At 62.8% G+C, this 26,642-nt stretch carries 26 protein-coding genes; 11 read left to right on the top strand and 15 right to left on the bottom strand.

The window, feature by feature from the left end:
• The first annotated feature begins 169 nt into the window (after positions 1 to 169).
• Positions 170 to 1,168 (top strand): NAD-dependent epimerase/dehydratase family protein, encoded by a 999-nt coding sequence (locus FE240_RS03410; protein WP_193003384.1) that lies wholly within the window; start codon positions 170 to 172, stop codon positions 1,166 to 1,168.
• Here FE240_RS03410 and FE240_RS03405 read toward each other — a convergent pair.
• From FE240_RS03405 to FE240_RS03395, 3 genes are read right to left on the bottom strand one after another with little or no spacing between them, the layout of a single operon-like run.
• On the bottom strand, positions 1,165 to 2,853 hold the full coding sequence (locus FE240_RS03405; protein ID WP_193003383.1) for an ArnT family glycosyltransferase: 1,689 nt from the start codon (positions 2,851 to 2,853) through the stop codon (positions 1,165 to 1,167). The genes FE240_RS03410 and FE240_RS03405 overlap by 4 nt on opposite strands.
• Positions 2,847 to 3,200, bottom strand: coding sequence for a lipid-A-disaccharide synthase N-terminal domain-containing protein (locus FE240_RS03400; protein ID WP_226798967.1), 354 nt, complete (start codon positions 3,198 to 3,200; stop codon positions 2,847 to 2,849). The genes FE240_RS03405 and FE240_RS03400 overlap by 7 nt, the downstream gene beginning before the upstream one ends.
• Positions 3,197 to 3,937, bottom strand: coding sequence for a glycosyltransferase (locus FE240_RS03395; RefSeq protein WP_193003382.1), 741 nt, complete (start codon positions 3,935 to 3,937; stop codon positions 3,197 to 3,199). The genes FE240_RS03400 and FE240_RS03395 overlap by 4 nt, the downstream gene beginning before the upstream one ends.
• A gap of 237 nt (positions 3,938 to 4,174) precedes the next feature.
• Here FE240_RS03395 and FE240_RS03390 point away from each other — a divergent pair, with 237 nt between their 5' ends.
• The 4 genes from FE240_RS03390 to FE240_RS03375 all read left to right on the top strand — a co-directional run bounded on the left by FE240_RS03390 (position 4,175) and on the right by FE240_RS03375 (position 8,694).
• Positions 4,175 to 4,990 (top strand): lytic transglycosylase domain-containing protein, encoded by an 816-nt coding sequence (locus FE240_RS03390; RefSeq protein WP_193003381.1) that lies wholly within the window; start codon positions 4,175 to 4,177, stop codon positions 4,988 to 4,990.
• Between the two features lie 147 nt (positions 4,991 to 5,137).
• Positions 5,138 to 6,805, top strand: coding sequence for an energy-dependent translational throttle protein EttA (ettA, locus tag FE240_RS03385; RefSeq protein ID WP_193003380.1), 1,668 nt, complete (start codon positions 5,138 to 5,140; stop codon positions 6,803 to 6,805).
• A gap of 74 nt (positions 6,806 to 6,879) precedes the next feature.
• Positions 6,880 to 7,203 (top strand): hypothetical protein, encoded by a 324-nt coding sequence (locus tag FE240_RS03380; protein WP_193003379.1) that lies wholly within the window; start codon positions 6,880 to 6,882, stop codon positions 7,201 to 7,203.
• A 162-nt stretch (positions 7,204 to 7,365) separates the two neighbouring features.
• On the top strand, positions 7,366 to 8,694 hold the full coding sequence (locus tag FE240_RS03375) for an NCS2 family permease (RefSeq protein WP_042046920.1): 1,329 nt from the start codon (positions 7,366 to 7,368) through the stop codon (positions 8,692 to 8,694).
• A gap of 18 nt (positions 8,695 to 8,712) precedes the next feature.
• Here FE240_RS03375 and FE240_RS03370 read toward each other — a convergent pair whose 3' ends face one another.
• Complete coding sequence (locus FE240_RS03370) at positions 8,713 to 9,057, bottom strand: DUF3135 domain-containing protein (protein WP_193003378.1); 345 nt, start codon at positions 9,055 to 9,057, stop codon at positions 8,713 to 8,715.
• 262 nt (positions 9,058 to 9,319) lie between these two features.
• Here FE240_RS03370 and mog point away from each other — a divergent pair, with 262 nt between their 5' ends.
• Positions 9,320 to 9,856: a molybdopterin adenylyltransferase gene (gene mog / locus FE240_RS03365; RefSeq protein ID WP_193003377.1), complete on the top strand. Its 537-nt coding sequence runs from the start codon at positions 9,320 to 9,322 to the stop codon at positions 9,854 to 9,856.
• A gap of 217 nt (positions 9,857 to 10,073) precedes the next feature.
• Positions 10,074 to 10,802 (top strand): carbonic anhydrase, encoded by a 729-nt coding sequence (locus tag FE240_RS03360; protein WP_193003376.1) that lies wholly within the window; start codon positions 10,074 to 10,076, stop codon positions 10,800 to 10,802.
• Positions 10,803 to 10,863: 61 nt separating this feature from the next.
• On the opposite strand, the gene FE240_RS03355 is transcribed toward FE240_RS03360, so the two are convergent.
• Both FE240_RS03355 and FE240_RS03350 read right to left on the bottom strand, forming a co-directional pair.
• Positions 10,864 to 11,781, bottom strand: a complete 918-nt coding sequence (locus FE240_RS03355; RefSeq protein ID WP_193003375.1) for a pseudouridine-5'-phosphate glycosidase — start codon at positions 11,779 to 11,781, stop codon at positions 10,864 to 10,866.
• A complete protein-coding gene (locus tag FE240_RS03350) occupies positions 11,775 to 12,866 on the bottom strand; it encodes a PfkB family carbohydrate kinase (RefSeq protein ID WP_193003374.1) in 1,092 nt (363 codons plus the stop codon). The genes FE240_RS03355 and FE240_RS03350 overlap by 7 nt, the downstream gene beginning before the upstream one ends.
• A gap of 161 nt (positions 12,867 to 13,027) precedes the next feature.
• Between FE240_RS03350 and FE240_RS03345 the strand changes: the two genes are divergently transcribed.
• Entirely contained in the window at positions 13,028 to 13,483 is a 456-nt protein-coding gene (locus tag FE240_RS03345; protein WP_042046909.1) for an RNA methyltransferase, read from the top strand.
• Here FE240_RS03345 and FE240_RS03340 read toward each other — a convergent pair.
• Positions 13,474 to 14,226, bottom strand: coding sequence for a substrate-binding periplasmic protein (locus FE240_RS03340; protein ID WP_319016746.1), 753 nt, complete (start codon positions 14,224 to 14,226; stop codon positions 13,474 to 13,476). The genes FE240_RS03345 and FE240_RS03340 overlap by 10 nt on opposite strands.
• A 155-nt stretch (positions 14,227 to 14,381) precedes the next feature.
• Between FE240_RS03340 and FE240_RS03335 the strand changes: the two genes are divergently transcribed.
• On the top strand, positions 14,382 to 14,822 hold the full coding sequence (locus FE240_RS03335; protein ID WP_193003373.1) for a universal stress protein: 441 nt from the start codon (positions 14,382 to 14,384) through the stop codon (positions 14,820 to 14,822).
• A gap of 55 nt (positions 14,823 to 14,877) precedes the next feature.
• On the opposite strand, the gene FE240_RS03330 is transcribed toward FE240_RS03335, so the two are convergent.
• The 6 genes from FE240_RS03330 to gpt all read right to left on the bottom strand — a co-directional run bounded on the left by FE240_RS03330 (position 14,878) and on the right by gpt (position 20,407).
• Positions 14,878 to 15,483, bottom strand: a complete 606-nt coding sequence (locus tag FE240_RS03330; RefSeq protein WP_404800049.1) for a murein L,D-transpeptidase catalytic domain family protein — start codon at positions 15,481 to 15,483, stop codon at positions 14,878 to 14,880.
• A gap of 110 nt (positions 15,484 to 15,593) precedes the next feature.
• On the bottom strand, positions 15,594 to 16,865 hold the full coding sequence (locus FE240_RS03325) for a glutamate-5-semialdehyde dehydrogenase (protein ID WP_193003372.1): 1,272 nt from the start codon (positions 16,863 to 16,865) through the stop codon (positions 15,594 to 15,596).
• A gap of 39 nt (positions 16,866 to 16,904) precedes the next feature.
• On the bottom strand, positions 16,905 to 18,008 hold the full coding sequence (gene proB / locus FE240_RS03320) for a glutamate 5-kinase (RefSeq protein ID WP_042046902.1): 1,104 nt from the start codon (positions 18,006 to 18,008) through the stop codon (positions 16,905 to 16,907).
• 88 nt (positions 18,009 to 18,096) lie between these two features.
• Positions 18,097 to 18,489, bottom strand: coding sequence for a sigma factor-binding protein Crl (gene crl / locus FE240_RS03315; RefSeq protein ID WP_193003371.1), 393 nt, complete (start codon positions 18,487 to 18,489; stop codon positions 18,097 to 18,099).
• Between the two features lie 43 nt (positions 18,490 to 18,532).
• On the bottom strand, positions 18,533 to 19,804 hold the full coding sequence (gene frsA / locus FE240_RS03310; protein ID WP_193003370.1) for an esterase FrsA: 1,272 nt from the start codon (positions 19,802 to 19,804) through the stop codon (positions 18,533 to 18,535).
• A 135-nt stretch (positions 19,805 to 19,939) separates the two neighbouring features.
• Positions 19,940 to 20,407, bottom strand: coding sequence for a xanthine phosphoribosyltransferase (gpt, locus tag FE240_RS03305; RefSeq protein WP_193003369.1), 468 nt, complete (start codon positions 20,405 to 20,407; stop codon positions 19,940 to 19,942).
• Positions 20,408 to 21,078: 671 nt separating this feature from the next.
• Between gpt and FE240_RS03300 the strand changes: the two genes are divergently transcribed.
• The gene (locus FE240_RS03300; RefSeq protein WP_193003368.1) at positions 21,079 to 22,530 is read left to right on the top strand and encodes an aminoacyl-histidine dipeptidase; all 1,452 of its coding nucleotides are present in this window, start codon (positions 21,079 to 21,081) and stop codon (positions 22,528 to 22,530) included.
• A 57-nt stretch (positions 22,531 to 22,587) separates the two neighbouring features.
• Here FE240_RS03300 and nrdG read toward each other — a convergent pair whose 3' ends face one another.
• Entirely contained in the window at positions 22,588 to 23,067 is a 480-nt protein-coding gene (nrdG, locus tag FE240_RS03295; RefSeq protein ID WP_193003367.1) for an anaerobic ribonucleoside-triphosphate reductase-activating protein, read from the bottom strand.
• A gap of 80 nt (positions 23,068 to 23,147) precedes the next feature.
• On the bottom strand, positions 23,148 to 25,265 hold the full coding sequence (gene nrdD / locus FE240_RS03290; protein WP_193003366.1) for an anaerobic ribonucleoside-triphosphate reductase: 2,118 nt from the start codon (positions 25,263 to 25,265) through the stop codon (positions 23,148 to 23,150).
• Between the two features lie 405 nt (positions 25,266 to 25,670).
• Between nrdD and FE240_RS03285 the strand changes: the two genes are divergently transcribed.
• Positions 25,671 to 26,636 (top strand): ABC transporter substrate-binding protein, encoded by a 966-nt coding sequence (locus FE240_RS03285; protein WP_226798965.1) that lies wholly within the window; start codon positions 25,671 to 25,673, stop codon positions 26,634 to 26,636.
• Positions 26,637 to 26,642: the final 6 nt, after the last annotated feature.

Raw genomic sequence — 26,642 nt, 5'->3', positions numbered from 1 at the left:
TTTTCGGTGAGCCGGATCACAATAGCCTGGCGATGTGCCCCAAAACAGGGCGCGTCATTCTGGCGTTACACCGGCTGCACCAAAATATTACAATGGCGTCCCGACTCCCCCGCGGCCCGGCCGCCGTATAGCATCAAGCCAAGGCAGCCTCATCGAGAAATGGTGTGAGATGAACTATCTGGTTACCGGCGCTGCCGGCTTCATCGGCTTTCATGTGGCGGCGCGCCTGTGCGCCGCCGGCCATCAGGTGGTCGGGCTCGACAACCTCAACCACTACTACGACGTCAATCTCAAGCGGGCGCGCCTGGCAAGGCTGCTGGCCCTGCCCGGCTTTCACTTCGTCGAGCAGGATCTGTGCAACCTCCCGGCCATCAACAGCCTGTTTGCCGAGGGGCGCTTCGATCGGGTGATCCACCTGGCGGCCCAAGGCGGGGTGCGCCACTCACTGGAGCAGCCGTTCGCCTACAGCGAGAGCAACATCACCGGCATGCTGAGCGTGCTCGAGGGGGGCCGCCACCATGGGGTCGGCCACCTGGTCTATGCCTCCTCCAGCTCGGTCTACGGCCTAGAGGGCAGCTTGCCCTCCCGCGCCGATGCCCCGGCCGGCCACCCTGTCTCGCTCTACGCCGCCAGCAAGCGGGCCGGCGAGCTGATGGCCCACTCCTACTCGCACCTCTACGCCATCCCCACCACGGGGCTGCGCTTTTTCACTGTCTACGGCCCCTGGGGGCGCCCCGACATGGCCCTGTTCAAGTTCGTGCGCGCCGCCCTCGCCGACGAGCCGATCGATCTCTACAACCAAGGGGAGCTGGCGCGGGATTTCACCTACATAGACGACATCGTCGAGGGGGTGCTGCGCATCGCCGAGCAGCCACCCGAGGGGTGCCCGAACTGGCGAGGAGAAGCCGATGCCAGCCCGGCCCCTTATCGGCTCTACAACATCGGCCATGGCGAGCCGGTGCGCCTTGAGGCGTTTGTCGAGGCGATCGAGCAAGCGCTGGGGCGACCGGTGCGCCGACGCCTACTGCCGATGCAGCCGGGGGATGTGGCAGCCACCTGGGCCGACAGCGCCCCGCTGCTGGCAACCACCGGCTACCGGCCACAGACTGGAGTCCGCGAGGGGGTCAAGGCGTTCGTCGACTGGTACCTGGCCTACTACCGGGTCTAAAGCACGGGCCGGTAGCGGTAAGGCTCCAGCGTGATGGGCAGGCCACGGCACGACACCTTGAGCGCGGCGGCATCGGCCAGCCACCAGTCGGTGCGATGGCGATGGCCGAGGCGCGTCATCTGCGCCGACTCAAAGCACAGGCTCATGATGTCGCTTGGCCCGAGCACCCGGCGCATTGGCGCCCCGGCCACCCAGGCCGCTGCCGCCCGCCCCTGCTCCTCGCTACCGAGGCGATAGCCGTAGTGGCGCAGCGGCGAGCGGGCAAACAGCAACTGCTGCTCCTTAAATCCGGTCACGAGCAGCTCCCCTTGCGGGGGCAGCCGGGCGGCCGCCTCGGCCATGATGGCCGCCGGGGTGCGCAGCGTGTTGAGCTGCACGCAGATCCAGCCCGAGTAGATGAGCCAGCCCGCGCCCAGCACGGCGCAGACGGCCGTGAGCGGTGCCCGGCGCAGGCACAGCGTCAGCAGCAAAGCCAGCAGGCCAAACAGCAGCAGCGGCAGCCACAGCGCCTCCCCTTCCCCATCCAGCCTCGCCAGCAGGCGCTCGCTCAGGCGCAGCGCCAACGCCCCGCCCATGCCCACCAGCCCCAGCAACATGCCAAGCCCGAGCAGTAGCCGCCCCGGCCAGCGCCGTTGCAACACCCGGCCGATGAGTGGGGCCGCCAGCAGCGCCAGCGCCGGGGTGGCCGGGGTGAGGTAGACCCCGCGCTTGCCGGCCGAGAACGAGAAGATCAGCAGCACCAGCAGCAGGTAGCCGAGCAGCAGGATGAAGCGGCGATCGCGGCTGCGTAGCGCCTTGACCCACTCAGGGATGAGCCAGGGCAGCAGCAGCGAGAGGGGCAGCCAGAAAAGGGGGATCACCTCAGTGAGGTAGTACCAGAACGGCTTGAGGTGGTGCCAGGCGTCAAAATAGCGGGTCACTGTCTGGCGCAGCAGGATCTCGTCGCGGTAGGCCAGCAGTTGGGGATCGCCGCTCTGGCTCACCGCCAGCAGCATGGGGGCCAGCCACAGGGCCATGGCGGCCGCCATGGCAGGTGGCCCGGCCAGCGCCGCGAGCCAAGCTCGCCCCCTGCTCGCCCGAGCGGCCTGCCAGTGGGTCAGCAGCGCCGGTAGCAACACCAGCAGGGCCAGCACGCCGATGCCCTTGCTGATGACCCCCAGCCCGGCGGCAAACCAGCCGAGCCAGTACCAGCGCCAGCCATCGCCACACAGCAGGAAACGCAGCAGGCCGTAGAGGGCCAGCATCACGAAGGCGGTGGCAAACAGATCGATCTGCGCCGTCTTCGCCTGCAAGGTGAACTGGAGGGTAAACAGCAGCAACAGGCCGGCGCTAAAGCCGGTCTCACGCGACCAGAGACGGCGGCCGAGATCCCACACCAGCGCCAGAATGAGCAGCGCCGCGCACAGGGAGGGCAGCAAAAAGGCGATGCGCAGCGAGCCAGTCAACTGGTAACCGAGGGCGATGGCCCACATGAACAGGGGTGGCTTGTCGGCATACAGCTCGCCGCCGCGCATCGGGAACAGCCACTGATCGCTTTGCACCATCTGCAACGCTGCTAGGGCAAAGCGCGGCTCGTCGGCCGGCCAGGGGTCGCGCAGCCCCAGCCCGGTTCCCAGCAGCAGCAGCGCCAGCAGCAACAGGCCACCCAGCGACTGCTGGCGCAGCAAGAGACGATCGCTCACCATGGCTCACCTCGCGCATCCCCCTTGCGGCCACTCCAACCCCGGTGACGGATGTCGAGGTAGAGGCTGTAGCCAGCCGTGAAGGCGGGAAACAGGTTTTGCAGCGCCCCCACCGAATCGCGCTGCGGGGAGAGCAGGAAGTAGCTCAGCGCCATCAGGCTGCCGAGCACGCTCATGTACCAGAAAAGGCGTGGGATCACCGGCCTTCCGGCCCGGCGCGAGGCCCAGAACTGCACCAGCCAGCGGCTGCCAAACAGCAGGGCGCCGCAGTAGCCAACCAGCGTCCAACCGGTCAGCTGCCACGCCTGCGGCACCGGCCACGGTAGGGGGGCGGTCAGCCACTCCATCATCCCTTCCACTCCTGCGCCTCAACCACCCGAGTGCGCCGCAGCAGCCACCAGACGCCGAGCACATCCACCAGACCGGGCCAGAAGCGGTTGCGCACCCCGTACTTGGAGAGCCCGGCCCGCCGTGGCCTGTGATTGACCGGCCAGGGGGCCATCTCTGCGCCCTGCGCCCGCAGCAGAGCGGGGATGAAGCGGTGCATGTGATCAAAGGCTGGCAGCCGCAGATACCAGTCGCGGCGCACCACCTTAAGGCCGCACCCCGCGTCGGGGATCCCATCCCCTAGCAGCGCCCCCCGGTAGCGATTGGCGAGCCAGGAGGAGAGGCGCTTGATCCAGTCGTCGCGGCGCACCACCCGATGGCCAATCAGCCCCACCCGGTGCGCTGAGCCGGCAAAACGGCGCCGCGCCTCGGCCAGCATGGCCGGAATGTCGGCCGGGTCGTTCTGCCCGTCGCCATCGAGCACCACCAGCCATGCGCCCCGTCCGCAGCGCGCCCCGCTCAGCACCGCCATGCTCTGGCCGGCGCAGTGGGCGTGACGCACCACGCGCAGGGTCGGATAGCGGCGGCCCAGCTCGCCGAGCAACGCCTCGGTGCCATCCTGACTGCCATCATCGACGATGATGAGCTCATGGGCCTCCCCTGCCAGTGCGGTGCCTATTTCGGCCACCAGCGGAGCCAAGCTGTCGCACTCATCCTTGGCTGGCACCACCACGCTCACCCGGATCTCCTGCTCAGTCATGGCCCCTCCTGCCCCCATGTGCCTCACACCCGATTATGGCCCAGCCCAGTGGATGAAAACATGACCCGCGCGCCGTTACTGACCCCCCACTCCCCCTTGGCCACGCTGCCGGGAGAAAAAGTTCCATACCGTTTCGTTCTCTGTCATGACGGGAAAGAACAACAGGATCCACTGCTGTGCTGGCGAAACCCCAGCTCGATTCCTATATCTGTTGAGGCATGTCAGGAGAACATCTCAATGAAGGACACCCTCCTCTGCCGCTGCTGGCCCCTGCTGCTCGGGCTGCTGCTCGGTGCGGCCGATGCCACCCCCTTCCGTCAGGCGCCCAAGGCGGTGTCGGCGCTGCAACGCGGCCAACAGGTTGAACGCAGTGGCCAGATAGGTCAGGCCATCGCCCACTACTGCACCGCCGCCAAGCTCGGCAGCCCCGAGGCCTACTACCGCATCGGCCGCCTGCTGGTGCGCCGCAATGCCCGCCAGGCCAACGCCTACCTGGCCATGGCCATGCGCCTTGGCAACTCGCAGGCGGCGCGCTATTACAACAACAAGGTCGGCAACGCCCCCCTCGGCAACTGTGGCGCCGGCAGTGGCGGCGGCGCCCCCTTCATCCGTCCTGACACCCCCTTTAACATGGAGCGTTACCTGGCCCGTCAGACCCCGGCCAAGCAGCGGCTGGCCAACCTGATCCGTCAGGCGGCCCAGCGCCATCGGGTCGATCCCAAATTGGCGCTGGCCATCGCCATCGCCGAGTCCAACCTCGACAGCGGCGCCATCTCGCCGAAAAATGCCCAGGGAGTGATGCAGCTCATTCCGGCCACCCAGCAGCGCTTCGGCGTGACCCGGCCGTTTGATGCCGAGCAGAACATTCGTGGGGCCATGACCTATCTCAAGTGGCTCGAGGGGCAGTTCGGCCGCGACTGGGTGCGGATCAGCGCCGCCTACAACGCCGGTGAGAATGCGGTCACCCGTTATGGTGGCATTCCCCCCTATCAGGAGACCCAGGAGTATGTGCAACGGGTGCTCTACTACGGTGGTCATCCCCGGCCTCATTAGCAGCCTCGCCTGGCGCCGGTCGCCTTTATTTTCCCCTTGGTTTACAATCGGCGGGTTTTCTGGAACCGGGGCCGCGCCCCGGCCCCACCTCGGCCCCAGGGAGCGGGCTCGTCTGCCAGCATCCTGAAAAGAAAAGAGAATTAGCCAATGGCTCAATTTATTTACACCATGAACAGGGTTGGCAAGGTCGTGCCGCCCAAGCGTCATATTCTCAAAAACATCTCCCTCTCCTTCTTCCCGGGCGCCAAGATTGGCGTGCTCGGCCTGAACGGCGCCGGTAAGTCCACCCTGCTGCGCATCATGGCCGGCATCGACACCGAGATCGAAGGGGAAGCCCGTCCGCAGCCCGGCATCAAGATTGGCTACCTGCCCCAGGAGCCCAAGCTCGATCCGGAGCAGACCGTGCGCGATGCGGTCGAGGAGGCCATGGGCGAGGTGAAACGTGCCATGGCCCGTCTCGACGAGGTGTACGCCGCCTACGCCGATCCGGATGCCGACTTCGACAAGCTGGCCAAGGAGCAGGGCGAGCTGGAGGCGATCCTCCAGGCCCACGACGGCCACAACCTGGACAACCAGCTCGAGCGCGCCGCCGATGCCCTGCGCCTGCCGGCCTGGGATGCCCAGATCAAGCACCTCTCCGGGGGTGAGCGCCGCCGGGTGGCCCTGTGCCGTCTGCTGCTGGAAAAGCCGGACATGCTGCTGCTGGACGAACCCACCAACCACCTGGACGCCGAGTCCGTGGCCTGGCTGGAACGCTTCCTGCACGACTATGAAGGCACTGTCGTGGCCATCACCCACGACCGTTACTTCCTCGACAACGTGGCCGGCTGGATCCTGGAGCTCGACCGCGGCGAAGGCATTCCCTGGGAAGGCAACTACTCCTCCTGGCTGGAGCAAAAAGACGCCCGTCTGGCTCAGGAAGCCAGCACCGAAGCGGCTCGTCGCAAGTCCATCGAGAAAGAACTGGAGTGGGTTCGTCAAAACCCGAAAGGTCGTCAGGCCAAGTCCAAGGCCCGTATGGCTCGCTTCGAGGAGCTCAACACCAACGACTACCAGAAGCGCAACGAGACCAACGAGCTGTTTATTCCGCCCGGACCGCGCCTCGGCGACAAGGTGGTGGAAGTGGCCAACCTGCGCAAGTCCTACGGTGATCGGGTGCTGATCGATGATCTCTCCTTCACCATTCCCAAGGGCGCCATCGTCGGCATCATCGGCCCCAACGGTGCCGGTAAGTCGACCCTGTTTCGCATGATGTCAGGCCAGGAGCAGCCGGATGCCGGCAGCATCACCCTGGGTGAAACCGTGGTGCTGGCCTCGGTGGATCAGTTCCGCGACAGCATGGATGACAAGAAGACGGTGTTCGAGGAAGTCGCCGACGGTCAGGATATCCTGCGTATCGGCAACTACGAGTTCCCGAGCCGCGCTTATATCGGCCGCTTCAACTTCAAGGGCTCTGACCAGCAAAAGCGGGTCGGCGAGCTCTCCGGTGGTGAGCGTGGCCGTCTGCATCTGGCCAAACTGCTGCAAACCGGCGGCAACGTACTGCTGCTGGATGAACCGACCAACGATCTGGACATCGAAACCCTGCGCGCCCTCGAGAACGCCCTGCTGGAGTTCCCCGGCTGCGCCATGGTCATCTCCCACGACCGCTGGTTCCTCGACCGGATCGCCACCCACATCCTGGACTATCAGGATGAGGGCAAGATCGAGTTCTTCGAAGGCAACTTCACCGAATACGAAGAGTGGAAGAAGAAGACCTACGGCGCCGAGGCCATCCAGCCGCACCGCGCCAAGTACAAGCGCATCACCAAGTAAATCGGTGACGCAGGTGAAGGGGAGCCTCGGCTCCCCTTCTTGTTATGCCCCCACCTCCAGACCGGGAGAGCGTCATGCCATTACCCAAGCTGACCCTGCTGTTTCGCGTTGAGCCCGGCTGCCTCGGGCCGGATGGGCCGCAGCATATCGCGCCATTTTGTACCCTCGCCATGCAACTCTTCCCCCGCCTCGAACCCGATAGGGTGCAGTGGCAGATTGTCCCGCGCCACGACAAGCGGCTCGACGAGCTGGAGTTTCATCTGACCAGCCGCCGTCTCAGCGAGGAGCAGGCGAGCCAATACCTGGCCCAAACCGGTGTCAGCCTGCCCCAACTGCGTGAGCGCATCGATGAGACCCTGGCCAGGCTGGTCGAGCGCTATCTCGCCTCGCTCGACTGAGCCACCAGCCCCCAGCGACTCCCTTTACCTAAAAACGTTTGTCTTTCGCCCGATTTGCGGCCATTTTCCGTCATTTTCCCGTTTCTGCCCGCCCCCCCTTGTGCCAAAATGTGCGGTCTGGTCACCCAGACCACCCCCAACTGGAATCAAACGGAAAGAGAGATGACCCAATCGCACCACGCCACCGGGCAGGGAGTGCTCGAGCGCCTGTTCGGCCTGAAAAGCCATGCCACTGATGCTAAAACCGAGGTGATCGCCGGTATCACCACCTTCCTGACCATGGTCTATATCGTGTTCGTCAACCCGCAGATCCTCTCCAATGCGGGCATGGACACCCAGGCGGTGTTTGTCACCACCTGCCTCATCGCCGGTATCGGCAGCATCCTGATGGGACTGCTCGCCAACCTGCCCATCGCGCTGGCCCCCGCCATGGGCCTCAACGCCTTCTTCGCCTTCGTGGTGGTCGGCGGCATGGGGTACTCCTGGCAGATTGGCATGGGCACCATCTTCTGGGGGGCCATTGGCCTGTTGATCCTCACCGTGTTCCGGGTGCGTTACTGGCTCATCGGCAACATCCCGCTCTCCCTGCGGGTCGGCATCACCGCCGGTATCGGCCTGCTGATCGCCCTGCTCGGCATGCACAATGCCGGCATGGTGGTCGCCAGCCCCGCCACCATGGTGACCGTTGGTAAGCTCACCTCCCTGCCCTGCCTGCTCGGAGCGCTCGGCTTTTTCCTCATCTGCATCCTCTCTTCCAAGGGGATCCACTCCGCCGTGCTCATCGCCATCGCCGTCACCACGACCCTCGGCTGGGCCTTCGGTGACGTCACCTTCCAGGGCGTGGTCTCCCTGCCGCCGAGCATAGAGCCGGTGTTCGGCCAGCTCGATCTGATGGGCTCGCTCGATATCGGTCTGGCCGGCGTCATCTTCTCCTTCATGCTGGTCAACCTGTTTGACTCGTCGGGAACCCTGATTGGCGTCACCAACCGCGCCAAGCTGGCCGATGAGCGCGGTCACTTCCCGCGCATGAAACAGGCCCTGATGGTCGACAGCGTCAGCTCGGTCGGCGGCGCCTTCATGGGCACCTCCTCGGTCACCGCCTACATCGAAAGCAGCTCCGGCGTGGCCGTGGGTGGGCGCAGCGGCCTGACCGCCGTGGTGGTGGGGTTGCTGTTCCTGCTCGCCATCTTCTTCTCCCCGCTCGCCGCCATGGTGCCAGCCTACGCCGCTGCCGGTGCCCTGATGTACGTGGGGGTATTGATGAGCTCTGAGCTGACCCGGGTGGAGTGGGACGATCTGACCGAAGCCGTACCGGCCTTCATGACCACCGTCATGATGCCGTTTAGCTTCTCCATTACCGAAGGGATCGCGGTGGGCTTTATCTCTTACTGCGTGATGAAGGCCGGCACCGGCCGCTGGCGCGAGGTCAACCCGTGCGTACTGGTGGTTGCCCTGCTGTTCATCCTCAAATTTGTGTGGGTGGACCACTAAGAAACAGAGCGGCCGACATCATGTCGGCCGTTTTTTTCTGCTGCGCCACTCTTGTAACGAGATCACCTGCCCCTCACCACTGGCGGGCTGAGGCACCAGCTCTTCTTGTAGTCGGTTCAAACTGTGGCCCAATTCAGTGCACTGGGCACGCAACATACGCGAGAGACGCACGCAGCGCTCGATAGGGTTGTGAGAGAGCCGCTTCTCGCAGTCGATCCGAAACTGCAACCCCCGCAGCCGCTCGCGGTATTGGGGATTGGCTGCCTCCAGCAGGGCTGAGATCTGGGCCTCCAGCAAGGCATCGAGTGCCCCCTCATCCTGTTGTGCCAACGCCTTGAGCGTGTCGAAATCGGGCAGTGACATGGTATCCCTCGGCAATTGCGCGCTTTTCATACACCCTTGCAATACAGCACGCAACCTTCCTCCCTTCCATGCTTTCTTGCCCGTTCATTTCCACCAGCCCCATAGCGTGAGAAAAAAAGAGCGGCTTTTCAGAACGTTGGAAATGTGCCTCGAGGCCACGCATGGCTAGAATTTATTCTCCTAATAATCCGTTGGATATTCTCCTCTGCCGCAGTCTGGCAGGGCATGGTAAGGTGTGCCGCGACAGCAACAGGAGGCAACCGTGAACCAGAAACCCGCCCGTATCGGTATTCTGACCGTCAGCGATCGCGCCAGTGCCGGCGTTTATGAAGATCTCTCGGGTCAGGCCATCATCGATACCCTCAAGAGCTATCTCACCTCAGAGTGGGAGCCGGTCTATCGTCTGGTACCCGATGAGCAACCCCTCATCGAGCAGACCCTGATCGCTCTGGCCGATGAAGAGCAGTGCTGCCTCATCGTCACCACGGGGGGCACAGGCCCGGCCAAGCGTGACGTCACCCCAGAGGCCACCGAAGCGGTATGCGATCGCATGATGCCAGGCTTTGGTGAACTGATGCGCGCCGAGTCGCTCAAGTTCGTGCCAACCGCCATCCTGTCGCGCCAAACCGCTGGCCTGCGCGATGACAGCCTGATCGTCAACCTGCCGGGCAAACCCAAGTCGATCCGCGAATGTCTCGATGCCGTCTTCCCGGCTATCCCCTACTGCATCGACCTGATGGAAGGGCCTTATCTGGAGTGTGATGAAACGGTCATCAAACCGTTTCGCCCCAAGAAATGAGCCTGCGGTGGGGGGTCATAAGGCCCCCCGCTGCTTTATCCGCTAAAAAATTGATCCGCCCCAAATCTCCCCCCCCATCTCATCGGCCATGATGAGGCGCCCTACGCCGTGATGGAGCCAGACGCAGCTCCTTCAGGAAAACAACAGTAGAACAGCTTACCCCGGTCGCCTCTTCGCTGTGCCAAGAGGCCTTGTTCCGTTCACTCTGGATATGGATATGAAGATAAAAACGCTCGGGCTGACCTGTGCCCTGCTGCTCTCCACTACCGTCATGGCGGCCCCGCACTGGGGTTATGAAGGTGCCGAGGGCCCCAATCACTGGGCCAAGCTCTCCCCCGATTTTGTGGCGTGCGCCGGGCAGAACCAGTCGCCGGTCAACATCGAGGGCACGGTCGAGGCGACCCTGACCCTGCCACAGGCAAACTACCAGCCTGGCGGCGCGAGCATGATCAACAATGGTCATACCCTACAAGTCGACTATGCCGCAGGCAGTACTCTGCTCATCGACAAGCAGCCGTACACCCTAAAGCAGTTCCACTTCCACGCCCCGAGCGAAAACCAGATCCGCGGCCAATCCTATCCGCTGGAAGCGCACCTGGTACACGCCAATGACAAGGGGGAGCTGGCCGTGCTGGCCGTCATGTTCGAGGAAGGAGAAGCCAACCCACTGCTTAGCGACGCTTGGCGCCACCTGCCACTGGCCACCGGGCAGCGCATTGCGCTCAAATCCGCCCTAGATGCCAGCCAACTGCTGCAACCCCGGCTGGATGTCTATCGCTTCAACGGCTCCCTCACCACCCCCCCGTGCAGTGAAGGGGTGCGCTGGCTGGTGCTCAAACAACCCATGACCGCCAGTGCCGAGCAGATTGCCGCCTTCAAGGCGCTGCTGCACCATCCTAACAACCGGCCGGTGCAACCGATCCACGCCCGCCAGATCCTGGAATAAACATCACCGGGATAAACGGCGTCGCGCCGTGAAAACCAAAGAGGGCCGAACGGCCCTCTTTTCATGCTGCTGCCATGGCAACGGCGATACGCGCCCCCAGCTCGGCGTTGTTCAGTACCAGCCGGATGTTGGACGCCAGGCTCTCGCCACCGGTCAGCTCACAGACCCGGGCCAGCAAGAAGGGGGTGGCGGCCTTGCCCTTGATCCCTTGCTCCTCAGCCTCTTGCAGCGCCTGGTGGATCACATCGTCGATGTCGGCCTTGGGCATGGCGTAAGGCTTAGGAATCGGGTTGGCCACCACCACGCCGCCGCTCAGCCCCAACTCCCACTTCAGGCGCAATGCCTTGGCGATCTCCTCCGCCGAGTCGAGGCGGTAATCTACCTTGAAGCCGCTCTCGCGGGTGTAGAAGGCCGGCAGCTCCTCGCAGCCATAGCCGATCACCGGCACCCCTTGGGTTTCGAGGTACTCCAGGGTCAGGCCGATATCGAGGATCGACTTGGCACCGGCGCACACCACCGCCACCTCGGTGCGGGCCAGCTCCTGTAAGTCGGCCGAAATATCGAAGCTCTCCTGCGCCCCGCGATGCACCCCGCCAATGCCGCCGGTGGCAAATACCCGGATCCCGGCCATCGCCGCCACGATCATGGTCGATGCCACCGTCGTGGCCCCCATCCCCCCACTGGCCAGCACAAAGGGAATGTCGCGCCGGCTGCACTTGATCACCGCAGCGCCCCCCTGCCCGAGCGCCTCGAGCTCAGCCGTGTCGAGCCCCACCTTGAGCCGACCGCCCATAATGGCGATGGTGGCAGGCACGGCGCCGTTGTCACGCACCACCAGCTCAACCCGGCGCGCCGTCTCCACGTTCTGCGGGTAGGGCATGCCATGGGAGATGATGGTGGATTCCAGCGCCACCACAGGGCGGCCGATAGCCAAGGCGTCAGCCACCTCAGGCAGCAGATCGAGATGCATATTCAGCATGGATACTCCTCCAGGACTCTCTGTGCGGCGGCCCGTGAAAGGCCGGCAAACACGGTATCTTCACTCCCTGCGGCCAACGCGGCGCAGGCCAGGGCAAAGCGGGCGCTCTGATCCATCGGCATCCCCTGCAACCAAGCGTGCACCAGCGCCCCCATGAAGGCGTCACCGGCCCCGGTCACATTGACCACCGGACTTGGCAACACCGGCAGGTGGGCCTGTTGCTCGCCATCGCTGTAGTAGATCCCCTGCCCTCCTAAGCTCAGGAACAGCCGCTTCACCCCGGCGCGGTGGAACCAGGCCGCCACCATGGGCCAGCTCTCTGGGCCGGCAATCGTGATGCCGCACAGGCGCTCGGCCTCCAGGCGATTGGGCTTGAGGGTATGGATGGCCGGTAACCAGGGGCGGATCTTCTCCACCTTGGCCACCGAGACGGTGTCGACGAAGAGGGGCAGATGACCGTAACGGTCGAACAGCCAGCCGAGGCTCTGGCTCGAGAGGTTAGTGTCGAGCACCAGGGCGTGGGCGGCGCCGAGCAGGCCATCGAGCGGAGCGAGGCGCTGCGGGGTCAGGGACTCCAATATGCTCATGTCATTGATGGCGCACAGCATTTCACCGCTGCCGTCATGCAGGCTCAGGTAGCATGAGGTGGGTTGGCCATCGAGCACCAACACGTGGCGCATGTTGATGCCGGCCAGTTGGCTGGCCTCGATGAGGCGCTGGCCATGGGGATCATTGCCCACGGCGGTGATAAGACGGGTATCGGAGCCAAGGCGAGCCAGGTTTTCGGCGATGTTGCGCGCCACCCCGCCAGCCGCCGTATGCACCCAACCGGGATTGGAGTCACCGCCGCGCAGCTCACCGTGGACACGGCCGCAGATATCCATATTGGCACCGCCGATCACCACGGCGTAGGGCCCCTCGCGCAGCACATAGCCGCGCCCCATCACATATCCCTGCCGCATCAGGCTGGAGATGTGCGTGGCCAACGCCGAGCGGCTGATGCCGAGCCGATCCGCCAGCTCCTGCTGCGGGATCATCGGATCTTCGCGCAGCAGCCTCAGTACCTCTTGCTCTCGTTCCGTCATAGACAAACACCCAGAGGTCAACTTTTGTCCATTATTTCCTCTTCAAGGCAGCCAGCAACCCGCCAACCCCGAAAGTGTCGAGCCGAGCACAAAAACGGCAAGAGATGCGCGGGCAACCCCATGGGCCTATAATCGCGCCCCTGAATGAGGGAGGAGAAGTGATGAAGCAGGTTACCCTGGGGTTGGTCAATCCGAAGTCACCGGAGAATGTCGGTGCTGTGCTGCGCGCCGCCGGCTGTTATGGCGCTGACGCCATCTTCTATACCGGGGTCAGATTCGATCTGGCGCGCCGTTTCGTCACCGACACCAAGCGCATCGCCCAGCAGATCCCACTGGTGGGCGTGGATGATCTGTTTGCCGCCATGCCGCCGGGCGCGGTACCGGTGGCGGTGGATCTCATCGAGGGAGCCATTCCCCTGCCCGACTACCAGCATCCGCACAATGCCTTCTACCTGTTCGGCCCGGAGGATGGCACCCTGGGGCCTGAGATCCTGCGCCGCTGCCGCGACGTGGTCTATGTGCCGACCCGTGGTTGCATGAACCTGGCCGCTTCGGTCAATGTGCTGCTCTATGACCGCCAAGCCAAGGCGTGGCGCCAGACGCCGTCTCAGGGCTGACGGCTGGCCTGACGGTAGTAATCGAAGTAGTCGCTCAGGGCATGGCGCCGGTAGAGCGCCTTGAGGGTGCCATTGCGATAGAGCCGCCGTAGCCCCTCATCCCACTGCTGTGCCAGTTGCTCACCCCGGGTCGAGGCGACAAACACCGGATAGGTTGGCAACCAGCGCAGCAGCCGCCACTCCATGCCGGCCGGCAGTCTCTGCTCACGAAACAGCACACCGGCGCCGAGGTAGTAGTCGTAGCGCCCCTTCTCCAGCAGTTGCAGCGCCATCTGGTGGCTGTCGACCTCATGCCAGAACATGGTGACCGGGATGTACTTGTCATAGGCCCAGCCACGCTGCCACACCACCCGCTTACCACGCAGGCTCTGCTCACCTTGCCAGGCCGCGAGCCGCTCCTTGGTCATCACCACACTGACATCGTCGGCGAAGGCGGACAAGGTGGGCCATACCACGCCGTTCACCTCGTTCGGATAGACCCCTATGGTCATGTCCGCCTCCCCTTCGACCACCAGCTTGACGGCTCGCTTGTAGGGGGTGAGACGGGCCACCACCTGATAGCCGCGCGGCTCGTAAACCGCCCGCACCAGATCGAAATAGAAGCCGCGCCCATCCGGCTCGCAAAACCCCTGCCAGCGTTCGCAGTAGATGCTGAGCGGCTCGGCAGCGCGTGCCCCAACGCTCAACAACAGCGCCACTATCAACCACACCCAGCGCATGCTGCGGATTCTCCCGAAACCCATAAAAAATCTGCTCCCTGTCAAGTTACTGCATAACAAGGGTGTCTGTTTGCATCTTAGCGTCTTAAGATAGGAGACGGCAGTGCAGCCCGTCATTGACCGCGACGCGCTCACACTTTTTCTTCCCAGCCTCACGGCGTTCTCCACAGGAGTGTCCCATGTCCATTCAGAGCATCTTGTGTCCCGTTGATTTTTCTCCCATGTCCAAGCCGGTGCTCGACTATGCCGTGTCCATGGCCCAGACCCACAACGCCAGCCTGCGCCTGGTGCACGTGGTCGATCAGTTGCAGGGGTTCGATAGCTACAAGATCCTGCACATGACCGCCGCCGAGATCACCTTCCAGCTCGAGCAACAGGCTAAGGCCCACCTCACCGAACTGGCCGCCAGCCTGCCGGTGCCGACCACCTTCGAAATCTGCTTTGGCCGAGCCCCGGACGAGATCACCGCCCTGGCCGCCAAGGAGAAATGCGATCTGGTGGTCATGGGCAGCCATGGCCGTACCGGTATCGCCCACCTGCTGGTTGGCAGCGTAGCCGAGGCCGTGGTACGCCACTCCCCCTGCCCGGTGCTGATCGTGCGCCAGCAACCAGAAGCGTGAATGCATAAATGATAAAAGCCGCCTGAAGGGCGGCTTTTTGTTGGGCTGCCGCCGACTAGCCATGGGCATAGATCACGCTGCCATCCTTGATCAGATTGATAATGCGGGCCGCCTGCTCACGGGGAACGGCTGGGCAACCCCAACTGCGACCCAGCTTACCAAAGCGCTTGATATGGGCCGGGCTGGCATACTCCGCGCCGTGCAGCACGATGGCCCGCCGGCGGGCGTTGAGGTTCTTGCCCGGCGAGAGGCCGTCAAGACGCAGGGAGTAGCCGTGCTTGCCAAGGTAAGTCTCGCCGGTGCGAAACACACCGAGGGAGCTTTGCAGCGAGTCGGGCCGATCCGAGAATGAGAAGGCGCGCTCCTCCCCCGAGTTGCGCCCGTGGCTGACCCAGGTCGCCGCCAGTAACTTGGCACGCCGCAGATCGAGCACAAACAGGCGAGGCTCGTTCGATGGCTTGCTGTAGTCGATGATGGTGAGCACCGACTTACGCTTGCCTGGCGTGCGGCGGTAGTTCTCCAAGGCGCTGCTGAACACCTCGGCGCTCAGCACCCGCACCAAGCCGGAGTCGTAATACAAAGACGTGTCGTTGGGCTGAGCCCACGTCAGGGCGCTCCAGCCCCACACACAGAGCCACAGCGCTCGCCATCCATGCCGCATTCTGCCTCTCTCCCTCATTGGCGCACATCTGCCCCTTATACCCGTGACAGCAATACCTGACAAGGAAAATGCCGGCATCATGCCGGCATTGTGTCGACAACGTCACTAAATCAGGGGCGGCTTAAGTAATCTGCCTGTCCCACCCACTTGTAGCTGGTCAGCTCCACCAGCCCCATGGGGCCGCGGGCGTGCAACATCTGGGTCGACACCGCTACCTCAGCACCGAGGCCGAACTGGCCGCCATCGGTAAAGCGGGTGGAGGCATTCACATAGACCGCCGCCGAGCCGGCACCGTTGATGAAACGCTCCGCATGGGCGAGATCGTTAGTCAAGATGGCGTCGGAGTGGCCGGCGTTGTGCTCGCGCATATGGGCGAGCGCCTCATCCACGTCCTTGACCAACTTGACCCCCAGGGTGAGCGAGAGCCACTCGGTATCGAAATCCTCGGGGCCGGCCTCACGCAGCTGCTTCGCGCCTTTTAGTAGCGCCTGGGCATTGCCATCGGCCACGAGCGTGACGTGGCACTGATTCATCCGTGCCACCAGCGCCGGCAGGAACTCGGCTGCGATGGCCTGATGCACCAGCAGGGTATCGAGGGCATTGCAGGCAGAGGGGCGCTGCACCTTGGCGTTCTCAATCACGTCGAGGGCGCGGGCCAGATCGGCGCTCGCATCGACAAAGGTATGGCTGATGCCAAAGCCGCCGATGATGACGGGGATGGTGCTCTGCTCCTTGCACATCTTGTGCAGGCCGGCGCCACCGCGCGGGATGATCATGTCGACATAGCGATCGAGGCGCAGCAGCTCGGTCACCAAGGCGCGATCCGGGTTGTCGATGTACTGCACCGAGGCCGCCGGCAGGCCGCTTAGCTCCAGCGCCTGCTGGATCACCTGCACCAGCGCCAGGTTGGAGTGGAAGGTCTCGCGGCCACCGCGCAGTATGCTGGCGTTACCGGTCTTGAGACAGAGGCTGGCGATGTCGATGGTGACGTTGGGACGCGCCTCATAGATGACCCCGATCACCCCGATCGGCACCCGGCGCCGCGACAGGCGCAGGCCATTTTCCAATACCCGGCTCTCAAGCTCGCTACCCACTGGATCGTCGAGGACGATCACCTTGCGCACATCGCCGATGATGCCGGCCAGACGCGCCTCATTCAGCAACAGGCGATCGAGCATGGCGTCCCCCATGCCGCTGGCGCGGGCCGCCTCGATATCCTTGGCGTTGGCGGCGAGGATGGCGCTGCTATTGGCCTCCAGCGCGTCGGCGATGGCGGCCAGCGCACGGTTCTTCTGGGCCGTCGTGGTGACGGCAAGCACATGGGCGGCAGCGCGGGCTGCCTGCCCGAGCGCGGTAAGCGGAGAGTGGCTTTCCTGGCTCATGACTGTTCCTTTACTTGCGAAGCGGTAATGCCGCCCGTATTACAACAGGACCATATCGTCGCGGTGGATAGCCACGGCACCGTAGCCATAACCAAGCACCTGCTCGATATCGTCGGAATGGATGCCGCACAGGCGGCTCAGCTCGTCGTGGTTATAGCGGCTGATGCCGCGCGCCAGCTCACGCCCCTCTGGGCTGAGGATGCGCACCACCTCGCCGCGTACGAAGTCACCGGCCACCCGTACAATCCCTTTGGGCAGCAGGCTGGAGCCCTTCTCCTGCACGGCCACCACGGCGCCGGCATCGACCTGCACCTCGCCGTGCGGCGGTGGACCGGCCAGGATCCAGCTCTTACGCCCCTCCAGCGGGGTGGCCAGCGCCGGGAAACGGGTTCCGATACGCTCGCCTCTGGCCAGACGGCCGACCACCTCGGGCACCTGTCCGGTGGCGATCACGACGTTAATGCCGGCGCGACGCGCCACATCGGCCGCTTGCAGCTTGGTGGCCATGCCACCGGTGCCAAGGCCACTGACGCTTCCCCCCGCCAGCTTGCGCAGGGTGTCGTCGATGGTCTGCACCTCCTCGATCAGCTGGGCATCGGGATTGGTGCGCGGATCGGCGGTAAACAGCCCCTTCTGGTCGGTGAGCAGGATCAGCAGATCGGCGTCGGCCAAGATGGCGGCGCGGGCCGACAGGTTGTCGTTATCCCCCACCTTGATCTCGGCGGTGGCGACCGCGTCATTTTCGTTGATGACCGGGATGATACGGTGGTCGAGCAGGGCGCGCAGGGTATCGCGGGCGTTGAGGTAGCGCTCCCGATCCTCAAGATCGGCGCGGGTCAGCAACATCTGGCCAATATGCAGGCCATAAAGATTGAAGAGATCCTGCCACACCCGGATGATCTGGGTCTGCCCCACGGCAGCCAGCATCTGCTTGTTGGCCAAGGTAGGAGCGAGCGAGGGGTGACCTAGGTGCTCGCGACCGGCGGCGATGGCCCCGGAGGTCACGACCACCACCTGATGCCCATCCCGGTGCAGCGCTGCACATTGGCGCACCAGTTCCACCATATGGGCGCGGTTGAGGCGAGAAGACCCCCCCGTGAGCACGCTGGTGCCCAGCTTGACGACTATGGTTTTGTTTTCCATGGAACCAACAGAAATAAAATAAGGGACTGAGTATAAAGAACCTTTATACCCAGCCCCCTTACGCCCTGCAAGGCGAATTAAGGTGCTGTCAGGCGGCCGAGATGATCCGCTCCGGCGCCAGATGGCCGGCCGGCGCTATCTGCCCGCCCAGCTCGCCGAGGCAGTGGGCCAGCCGCTCGTAGAAATGGCCGAGGGTACGATTGACCTCTTCCTGATGCTTCTTCGGCAGATTCTTCTCGTGCCACACCCCTTCGGCGTCGTAATAGCCAAATTGATAGTGGTAAGTGAACAGGACACCACTCTGGGAAAGGGTCAGCCACCACCCCCAGAACTCCCGCTTGTCCGGACTCGGTTTCGCGCTGGCACACACCGAGAGGCAGTCGAAGTAGTACTCCCCTTCCTGACACTTCTCCTCCCGCAGGTAGGGGCCGATGGCCAAGAATTTGCGCAACAGACGTTTGTAGGTGACTCTTTCAGGCATATCAACCATCCTGTCAATTACCAATGGAGCCCAACACGGGCGGTCAGATCGTCAAGTGCTGCTTCAACCAGCTGATGGTCTCCATGATCCCTTTCTGGTGAACATCCAACAGCGCCTCTTTGTCGTACACGATCGCCTTGCCACTGCGGCTGGCGTTCGCCAATGCCCGGATATCCGACTCCGGACAGATAAAATCCTGCTTATGCCCGATGCTCAGGATCGGCACCGAGGTTCGCGTGCTGAGTAGCCCCTGCACCTTGAGCGAGAAGACCTGGCACTTGGTGCGCAAGATGTCCCAATCGGCCGCATCCGCGCCGAGCCGGTTGGCCAGGCTGTCGCGCATCATGCGCGGGCACTTGGCAAACAGCTCGGGTTGCATGAATACCTGGTTGACCCCCGCCCCGATGCAGACCACAGCTCGCAGCTTGAACGGCTCGATGAAGGCCAGCCGCGCCGCCACATTGCCTGCCAGTCGAAAGCCCACCATGGCGATGCGCTGATGATCGACCCAGGGCACCTCGGAGAGATAGTTGAGCACCGCCTGGTGCAGGCGGCTGGTGTCCTGCACCAGCGGCCACTGCTCGGCATAGCCGATGCCTGGCATATCCAGCGCTAGCATGCCGATGCCTGCCGGCTCCAGATACTTCTGATAGAGATTGATGAAATCAATGCTGAGTGAATCGATACCACCGCTAACCATCACCAGTGGCACAGGTCGCTCCGTGGTCGGCAGGTGCAGGAAGCCCTGGATGGTCTTGCCATGAAATGGCACCTGCAACTCCTTGACTGGCACAGAGAACAGCTTGCCTGCCTCGCGGTAAGCCTGGGTGCCAAGCAACTGGGCCTGATCGGCCAGCTCGTCATTCTTGAGGTGGGGGTAGCTGGCGATGGAGTAGTAGCGCACCGCCTTGAGCAGCGACTCCAGTGCGGCATCCGGCTTACCCTGCACCGCCTCCTGCTTGCCCTGCTGATGGTAGCGGCCGGCCAACTGGCTCCACTCATAGTTCCAGTTACCTGGAATGTATCCCTTGACGGTATCGAGGTATTGCTTGTGGCTGCGCTCCCCCTTGCTGATGGCAATGCGCGAGAGCACCTCTTCCAGTTCGAGCGGATCGGCCCCCTGCCAGATCCAGGAGGGGCGGCGTAACAAGCGATACCAGTTGCGTGAATAGGAGCCGTCGATGAAGGGGCGCTCGAGTTCCGGCTCCTCGTCAGTATCCGGGGCGCTGCGGTTGGAAATCTGCGATGTCTCCTGGACCTTCTTGACCCGGGTGAACAGCTTCTCGGTCAGATTAATGTCGTCATTCGGTTCCACTACAGACCTCACTACCTTGGGTGACCAACTCGATTCAATGGCCCATATTAAGCTGAGCCTCAGCCGAAAAGCACCTACTTTACCTACGCCCCATAAAGAAAAGGCCCCGTACGGGGCCTTTTCTTACCAGAGATATCACTCTTCATCGCAGATGGGCGTGATGAAAGAGACCGCCATATCCCATGGCTGTTCAATCCAGGTGTCCTGCGGGATAGCCACTTCGAAATCATCCACCAACGGCTCACCCTTGGGCTTGGCGAAGATGGTGATGAACTTGGCTCGCGGATAGAGCTCACGGATCGCTTTGGCGGTGCCACCGGTGTCGACCAGATCGTCCACCACCAGCCAGCCTTCACCGTCGCCGGCCGTGCTGGCTGCCTTGACCACCACCAGCTCACGCTGGTTGTCATGGTCATAGCTGGAGATGCACAGGGTCTCTACGTTGCGAATGCCCAGCTCGCGGGCCATCAGGGCGGCCGGAACCAGACCGCCGCGGCTAACCGCGATGATCCCTTTCCACTGGCTGGCTGGCATTTGACGACGGGCAAGGCGGCGCGCTTCGCGCTGCAAGTTGTCCCATGAGACGTAGAACTTCTTCGGCATGATGACCTCGGGGGGCGGCAAAAGCGCTCATGGCGCGTAATACAGACTCCTGCGGATACGAAAAAAATCCGGCACTGACAAGCAGGCTGGTTTTCATCGAACAACGGCAGGGGAAAAGTTGTGGCGCAATATTATAGTGACCGTCCCCCATATTGCCAGCCCGATATCTCTCCTCCCCATACAAAAACAGCAGGCTGGTAGCCTGCTGTTACGATCCCGGCGCCGATGGCACCTACCGTCAACGACGGTTGAAGGGATTGGGGTACTGGAAGCCCTGGGTATACAGGGAGTGGGCAAACCAGTATTGAGCGTTGCTGCTAACCATCATCGACTCCTTAATGCATCACAAGTAACGGACCTTAGGTGGCGGGCTTTTCCTTAAGCAGTAACTCGGTTCCTTGGAGGCGCGCACTTGTCTGGCGATAGCGATTGAGGCTTTGATCCTGCCTCAATGTGTGACATTTATCACACTGGGTACTCTAAATCGTCCCGAGTCCCTAGCACAAGAGGTGCCACGAAATGCAATTCGTTTGCGCATAAAAAAAACGTCACTAATTCGGCTTTACGCCCACGTTCGGCACGAATGAGCCGCGATGACTCACGTTTTTGCCGCACTGGCTGTATTATCGTTAGCTCTGCGCATAACCTCTTCCCGCCGTAAGGAGTCCGACGTGGCACAACTAAGTTCCCTCTCTCCCTCCCTGGTGTGGCACTTCTTTGACAAGATCTGCTCCATCCCCCACCCCTCTAAGCACGAGCAGGCCCTCGCTAGCTGGATCACCGAATGGGCCCGCTCCGAAGGGCTGGCGGTGAAGCAGGACCAGGTCGGCAACCTCTTCATCAAAAAGCCGGCCACGCCGGGCATGGAGCAGCGCAAGCCGGTGGTGCTGCAAGCCCACCTCGACATGGTGCCCCAGGCCAACGCCGACACGGCGCACGACTTTACCAAAGACCCCATCGATGCTTACGTCGACGGTGAATGGGTCACCGCCCGCGGCACCACCCTGGGCGCCGACAACGGCATCGGCATGGCGGCTTGCCTCGCCGTACTGGCCGACAAGAGCCTCAAGCACGGCCCGCTCGAGGTACTGCTCACCTCCGACGAAGAGACCGGTATGACCGGCGCCTTCGGCTTGGAAGCCGGCTGGCTGGAGGGGGAGATCCTCATCAACACCGACTCGGAAGAGGACGGAGAGGTCTACATGGGCTGCGCCGGCGGCGTCGACGCCAATATCCGCTTCCCGCTCGAGCTGAGCGCCGCACCGGCGGGCGAGGCGTTCGAGTTGCAGGTGAAGGGGCTGGTCGGTGGCCACTCCGGTGGCGATATCCACCGTGGCCGCGGCAACGCCAACAAACTGCTGGTGCGCCTGCTCAAGGCGACCCAATCCCTGAACGTGGAGCTCGCTGCGATCCACGGCGGCACCCTGCGTAACGCCATCCCGCGCGAGGCGCGCGCCACCTTGTTGGTGCCAACGGCCAACGTCGCCGAGTTCAAGGCCCTGGTCGATCGCTTCACCAGCATCTACCAAACCGAGCTGGCCGCCACCGAGCCGCACCTGACCGTGCTGCTGAGCGCCACCGAGACTCCGGCCCAGGTGATGGCGGCCTCCCTGCGCGATCGCCTGCTCGATGCTCTGATGGCCTGCCCCAACGGGGTGATGCGCATGAGCGACAGCATGAGCGGCGTGGTCGAGACCTCCACCAACCTCGGCGTCATCAAGACTCTGGATGGCGAAGTCTACGTCCAGTGCCTGATCCGCTCCCTCATCGACTCGGGCCGCGATCAGATTGAGCAGATGACCCGCTCCCTGTTCACCCTGGCCGGCGCCAGCTGCGAGTTTACCGGCGCCTATCCGGGCTGGGCTCCGGACGTCAACTCCCCGGTGATGGAGCTGGTGCGCAGCACCTATCAGGAGCTCTTTGGCAGCCGCCCCAACATCATGGTGATCCACGCCGGCCTTGAGTGCGGTCTGTTCAAGAGCGCCTACCCGCAGTGGGACATGGTCTCCTTCGGCCCGACCATTCGCGGCGCCCACTCCCCGGATGAGAAGGTGCACATTGTGGCGGTCGAGCGCTTCTGGCAGTTGCTGACCCGTGTGCTGGAGCAAATCCCGGCCAAATAAGGGATGACAGACATAAAAAAACCGGGCTGTAGCCCGGTTTTTTTATGTCCCGCCTTGTCAAACGTCGTCATCGAGGCGAAAGCGGTGGATGATCTGGTTGCTGCTGCCGCGCCACACCAGACCGGGATCGGCCAGCGCCTGCTCGAAGCGGCCATCGATCAGGGCATCAATCAGGCTCACCACCTCCTGCTGGGCGGGGCTCAGCTCCTCCAGACGGTAACCCGTCCAGCACCAGATGTCCTTGCCAGGACACTCGGCGCGTACCCGCTTAACCAGCGCCAGCACGTCGGCCAGGTTGGCCGGATGCAGCGGATCGCCGCCGGAGAGCGAAAGGCCGCGCCGCTTGATACGGGGGTCATTGAGATCGGCGATCACCCGGTCGCTCATCGCCTGATCGAACGGGTGCCCGCTGTCGAGGCGCCAAGTGGACTGGTTGTAGCAGCCGCGGCACTGGTGCTCGCAGCCCGACACGAACAAGGTGGCGCGGGTGCCGGGGCCGTTCACCACATCGACCGGGTAGTATTGGTGATAATGCACGGCGCACTCCTCTCTTAACCGCTGCATGAAAAAGGCCCCTTTCCGTCGCGGTCAGGGGCCCTCGGGTCACTTACCGCCGCTTACAGATGCTTGACGCGGCGCTTGACCTCTTCCTGCTTGCCGGCATTGAAGGGGCGCGCATCCGGGCTGCCGAGGTAGCCGCACACCCGGCGGGTCACCGACACCTTGGCCGGATCGTGGTTGCCACAGCGCGGGCAGGTGAACCCCTTAGAGGTGCACTCAAATTCACCAGTAAAACCGCACTCGTAGCACTCGTCGATCGGGGTGTTAGTGCCATAGTAGGGCACCTTGTCATAGCTGTAGTCCCACACATTCTCCAGCGCCTCCAGGTTATGCTGGATGTTGGGGTACTCGCCGTAGCAGATGAAGCCACCGCTGGCGATAGGCGGATAGGGGGCTTCGAAGTCGAGCTTGTCGTAGGGGTTCACCTTCTTCTCCACGTCGAGGTGGAAGCTGTTGGTGTAATAGCCCTTGTCGGTGACGCCAGCGACCACGCCAAACTCCTTGGCGTCGAGGCGGCAGAAGCGCGAGCAGAGGTTCTCACTCGGGGTGGAATAGAGGCTAAAACCGTAGCCAGTCTCGTGTTTCCACTCATCCACGGCATCGCGCAGGCGCTGTACGATGGCCACCGCCTTCTGGCGCAGGGTCTCTTCATCGAACACATGGGTGCCATCACCAAACAAGGCCTTGATGGTCTCATGCACGCCGATGTAACCCAGTGAGATAGAGGCGCGGCCGTTTTTGAAGATCTCGCTGATGTTGTCGTCAGCCTTGAGTCGAACCCCGCACGCCCCTTCCATATAGAGGATGGGGGCAACCCGCGCCTTGACGCCGTTGAGGCGATCGATGCGGTACATCAGCGCCTTCTTGGCGACGCGCAGCATGGCGTCGAGGCGATCGTAAAAATCGGCTTCGTCACGCGATTGCAGGGCAATGCGCGGCAGGTTGAGGCTCACCACACCCAGGTTGTTGCGCCCCTCGTGGATCAGCTCGCCGTTCTCCTCGAATGCGCCGAGGAAGGAGCGACAGCCCATGGGGGTCTTGAACGAACCGGTCACCTTGACCACCTGGTCATAGTTGAGGATATCCGGATACATCCGCTTGGAGGCACACTCCAGCGCCAGTCGCTTGATGTCGTAGTTAGGATCGCCCTGCTTGTGGTTGAGGCCATCCTTGATGGCGAACACCAGCTTGGGGAAGACCGCCGTCTTCTTGTTTTTGCCCAGCCCCGCGATGCGGTTTTCCAAAATGGCGCGCTGGATCATGCGCGACTCCCAGCTCTCGCCAAGGCCAAAGCCGAAGGTGACAAACGGCGTCTGTCCGTTGGCGGTGTGCAGGGTGTTGACCTCGTACTCGAGGGACTGGAAGGCATCAAAGCACTCCTTCTCGGTACGGGACATGGCATAGGCCTCCACATCCGCAATGCCCCACTCCTCGGCCACCTGGCGGTGCTTGTGCCAACTGATGGTGACATAGGGGGCCAGCACCTCATCGATGCGGTTGATGGTGGTGCCGCCATAGATGTGGCTCGCCACCTGAGCGATGATCTGGGCCGTCACGGCCGTGGCGGTACTGATGGATTTGGGGGTGTCAATCTCGGCATTCCCCATCTTAAAACCGTGGGTCAGCATGCCCTTCAGGTCGATCAACATGCAGTTGAACATGGGGAAGAAGGGGGAGTAGTCGAGATCGTGGAAATGCATCGCACCGCTGTCGTGGGCCTGTACCACGTCGCGCGGCAGCATGTAGGTGGTGGCATAGTGTTTGGCCACGATACCCGCCAGCAGGTCACGCTGGGTCGGGATCACCTTGGAATCCTTGTTAGCATTCTCGTTGAGCAGGGCCGCGTTGGTCTGCTCGACCAGACCACGGATCTCGCGGGCCAGGTTGCCACGGGTTTCGCGCTCGCGATCCCTGTCGTGACGGTATTCGATGTAGATACGGGCGATCTCCTTGTGATCGGAGCTCATCAGGTGATTCTCAACCCGGGTCTGGATCTCGTGGATATCGACTTCGCCACGCCCCTCGAGTTCAACGCTCACCTGCGCGGCGATGTTGTCCGCCAGACCGCGCTGGGGCATGCCCACCGCTTCGCTGGCACGATAGACCGCCTCGGCAATCAGATGGGCATCGAACGGTGCGCGGCAGCCGTCACGCTTGATCACAACCGGTTTCATGAGTCACTCCCCGTAAAAAGCCGGCCCACAAGGCCGGCATTACCCTGAAATAAGCTCCCGCCATCTTCCTTGACGCTGGACGCAGGCCAACCGCACCCGTCGATGTCGATCCCAGGTACAGCAAGGGCAGGAGACGTTTATACACAACTTATAAACACAAGATATAGGAGTAAATTTGAATGCAGCACCTATATGTTGTGGCCTATTAGGCCCCAAAGCGCAATGCTGAATATTGATCCAGAACAGGTTTTCGCGACCCTGGCGCCCCCTTAATCAGACTCAATAAGAGCCAAATCCCATGGAGCCCGCGCCACACGCCATGGCAAGGGAAATGTCGAGCAAGAGGTCAGTCCCTGACGCGAGGATAAACCGTTATGCTGTCATAAACCGACCATGGAGGGACGCATGCTGATCCGACTGTTATTAATGCTGTTGCCGACTCCCCTGTATGCGGGAACCCTGCTCATCATCAGCAGCTACCATCCGCAATACCTGTGGGATATCAGCTACAACCAGAGCTTGCAGAGCCATCTAGCAGGCCACCCCGACGTGCATTACTTCTACCTCGACACCAAGCGATTACCCCGTGAGGCCTTCGACAGCCGGGCCAATGAGGCGCTGCGGGTCTATAACCGGCTCAAGCCGGACTGGGTGCTGCTGTCCGACGACAATGCCATCAACTACCTGGCCCACCCCATCGCCGATGCGGGGACACCCGTGGTGTTTCTCGGCATGAATGAGAACCCGCGCTACAAGGGTCTGATTGGCCATCGTAATGTCACCGGCGTATTGGAGCGCCCCCTGCTCAAACGCAACATCCAGGAGATGGCGCGCATGATGGGGGGGCTGGATCGGGCACTGGTGCTGTTTGACTCGAGCAACGTGTCGCTGGCGGCCATTGAGGATGAGTTCGATGCCCAGACCGAGCTGCGGATAGGTCGAACCCGGGTCACCAGCGAGCTTTATGAGGATTACAGCCTATGGCAGGAGGCGGTACTCAAGGCCAAACAGAACGGCTACCGGGCACTGTTTATCGGCCTCTACCACACCCTGAAAAATAGCGCCGGCGAGCACGTCGACGAGAAAGAGGTGCTGGCATGGACCGCGCGTAACAGCCCGGTGCCGGTCTTCTGCTTCTGGGAGTTCGCCGTCGGCCAGGGGCAGGCCATCGGAGGTTTGGTGCTCGATGGTCACGAACAAGGAGTGCGCGCCGCCGAACTGCTCAACGCCATCATGGCCGGCGCCCGGCCCGAGAGCATGGCGCCACGGGCCGCAGAGCGGGGCAAGTACAGCTTCAGTCGCAGCGAGCTGGCGCGCTGGCATCTCCAGCCCCTGCCCCAGTGGCAGGAGAAAATTGAGTGGCGCCCATAGTGAAAG

It is taken from the genome of Aeromonas simiae (assembly GCF_014892695.1).
Classification (GTDB): Bacteria; Pseudomonadota; Gammaproteobacteria; order Enterobacterales; family Aeromonadaceae; genus Aeromonas; species Aeromonas simiae.
Note: the sequence above shows the minus strand (reverse complement) of the source record. Positions and strands in the feature narration are given on the sequence as shown.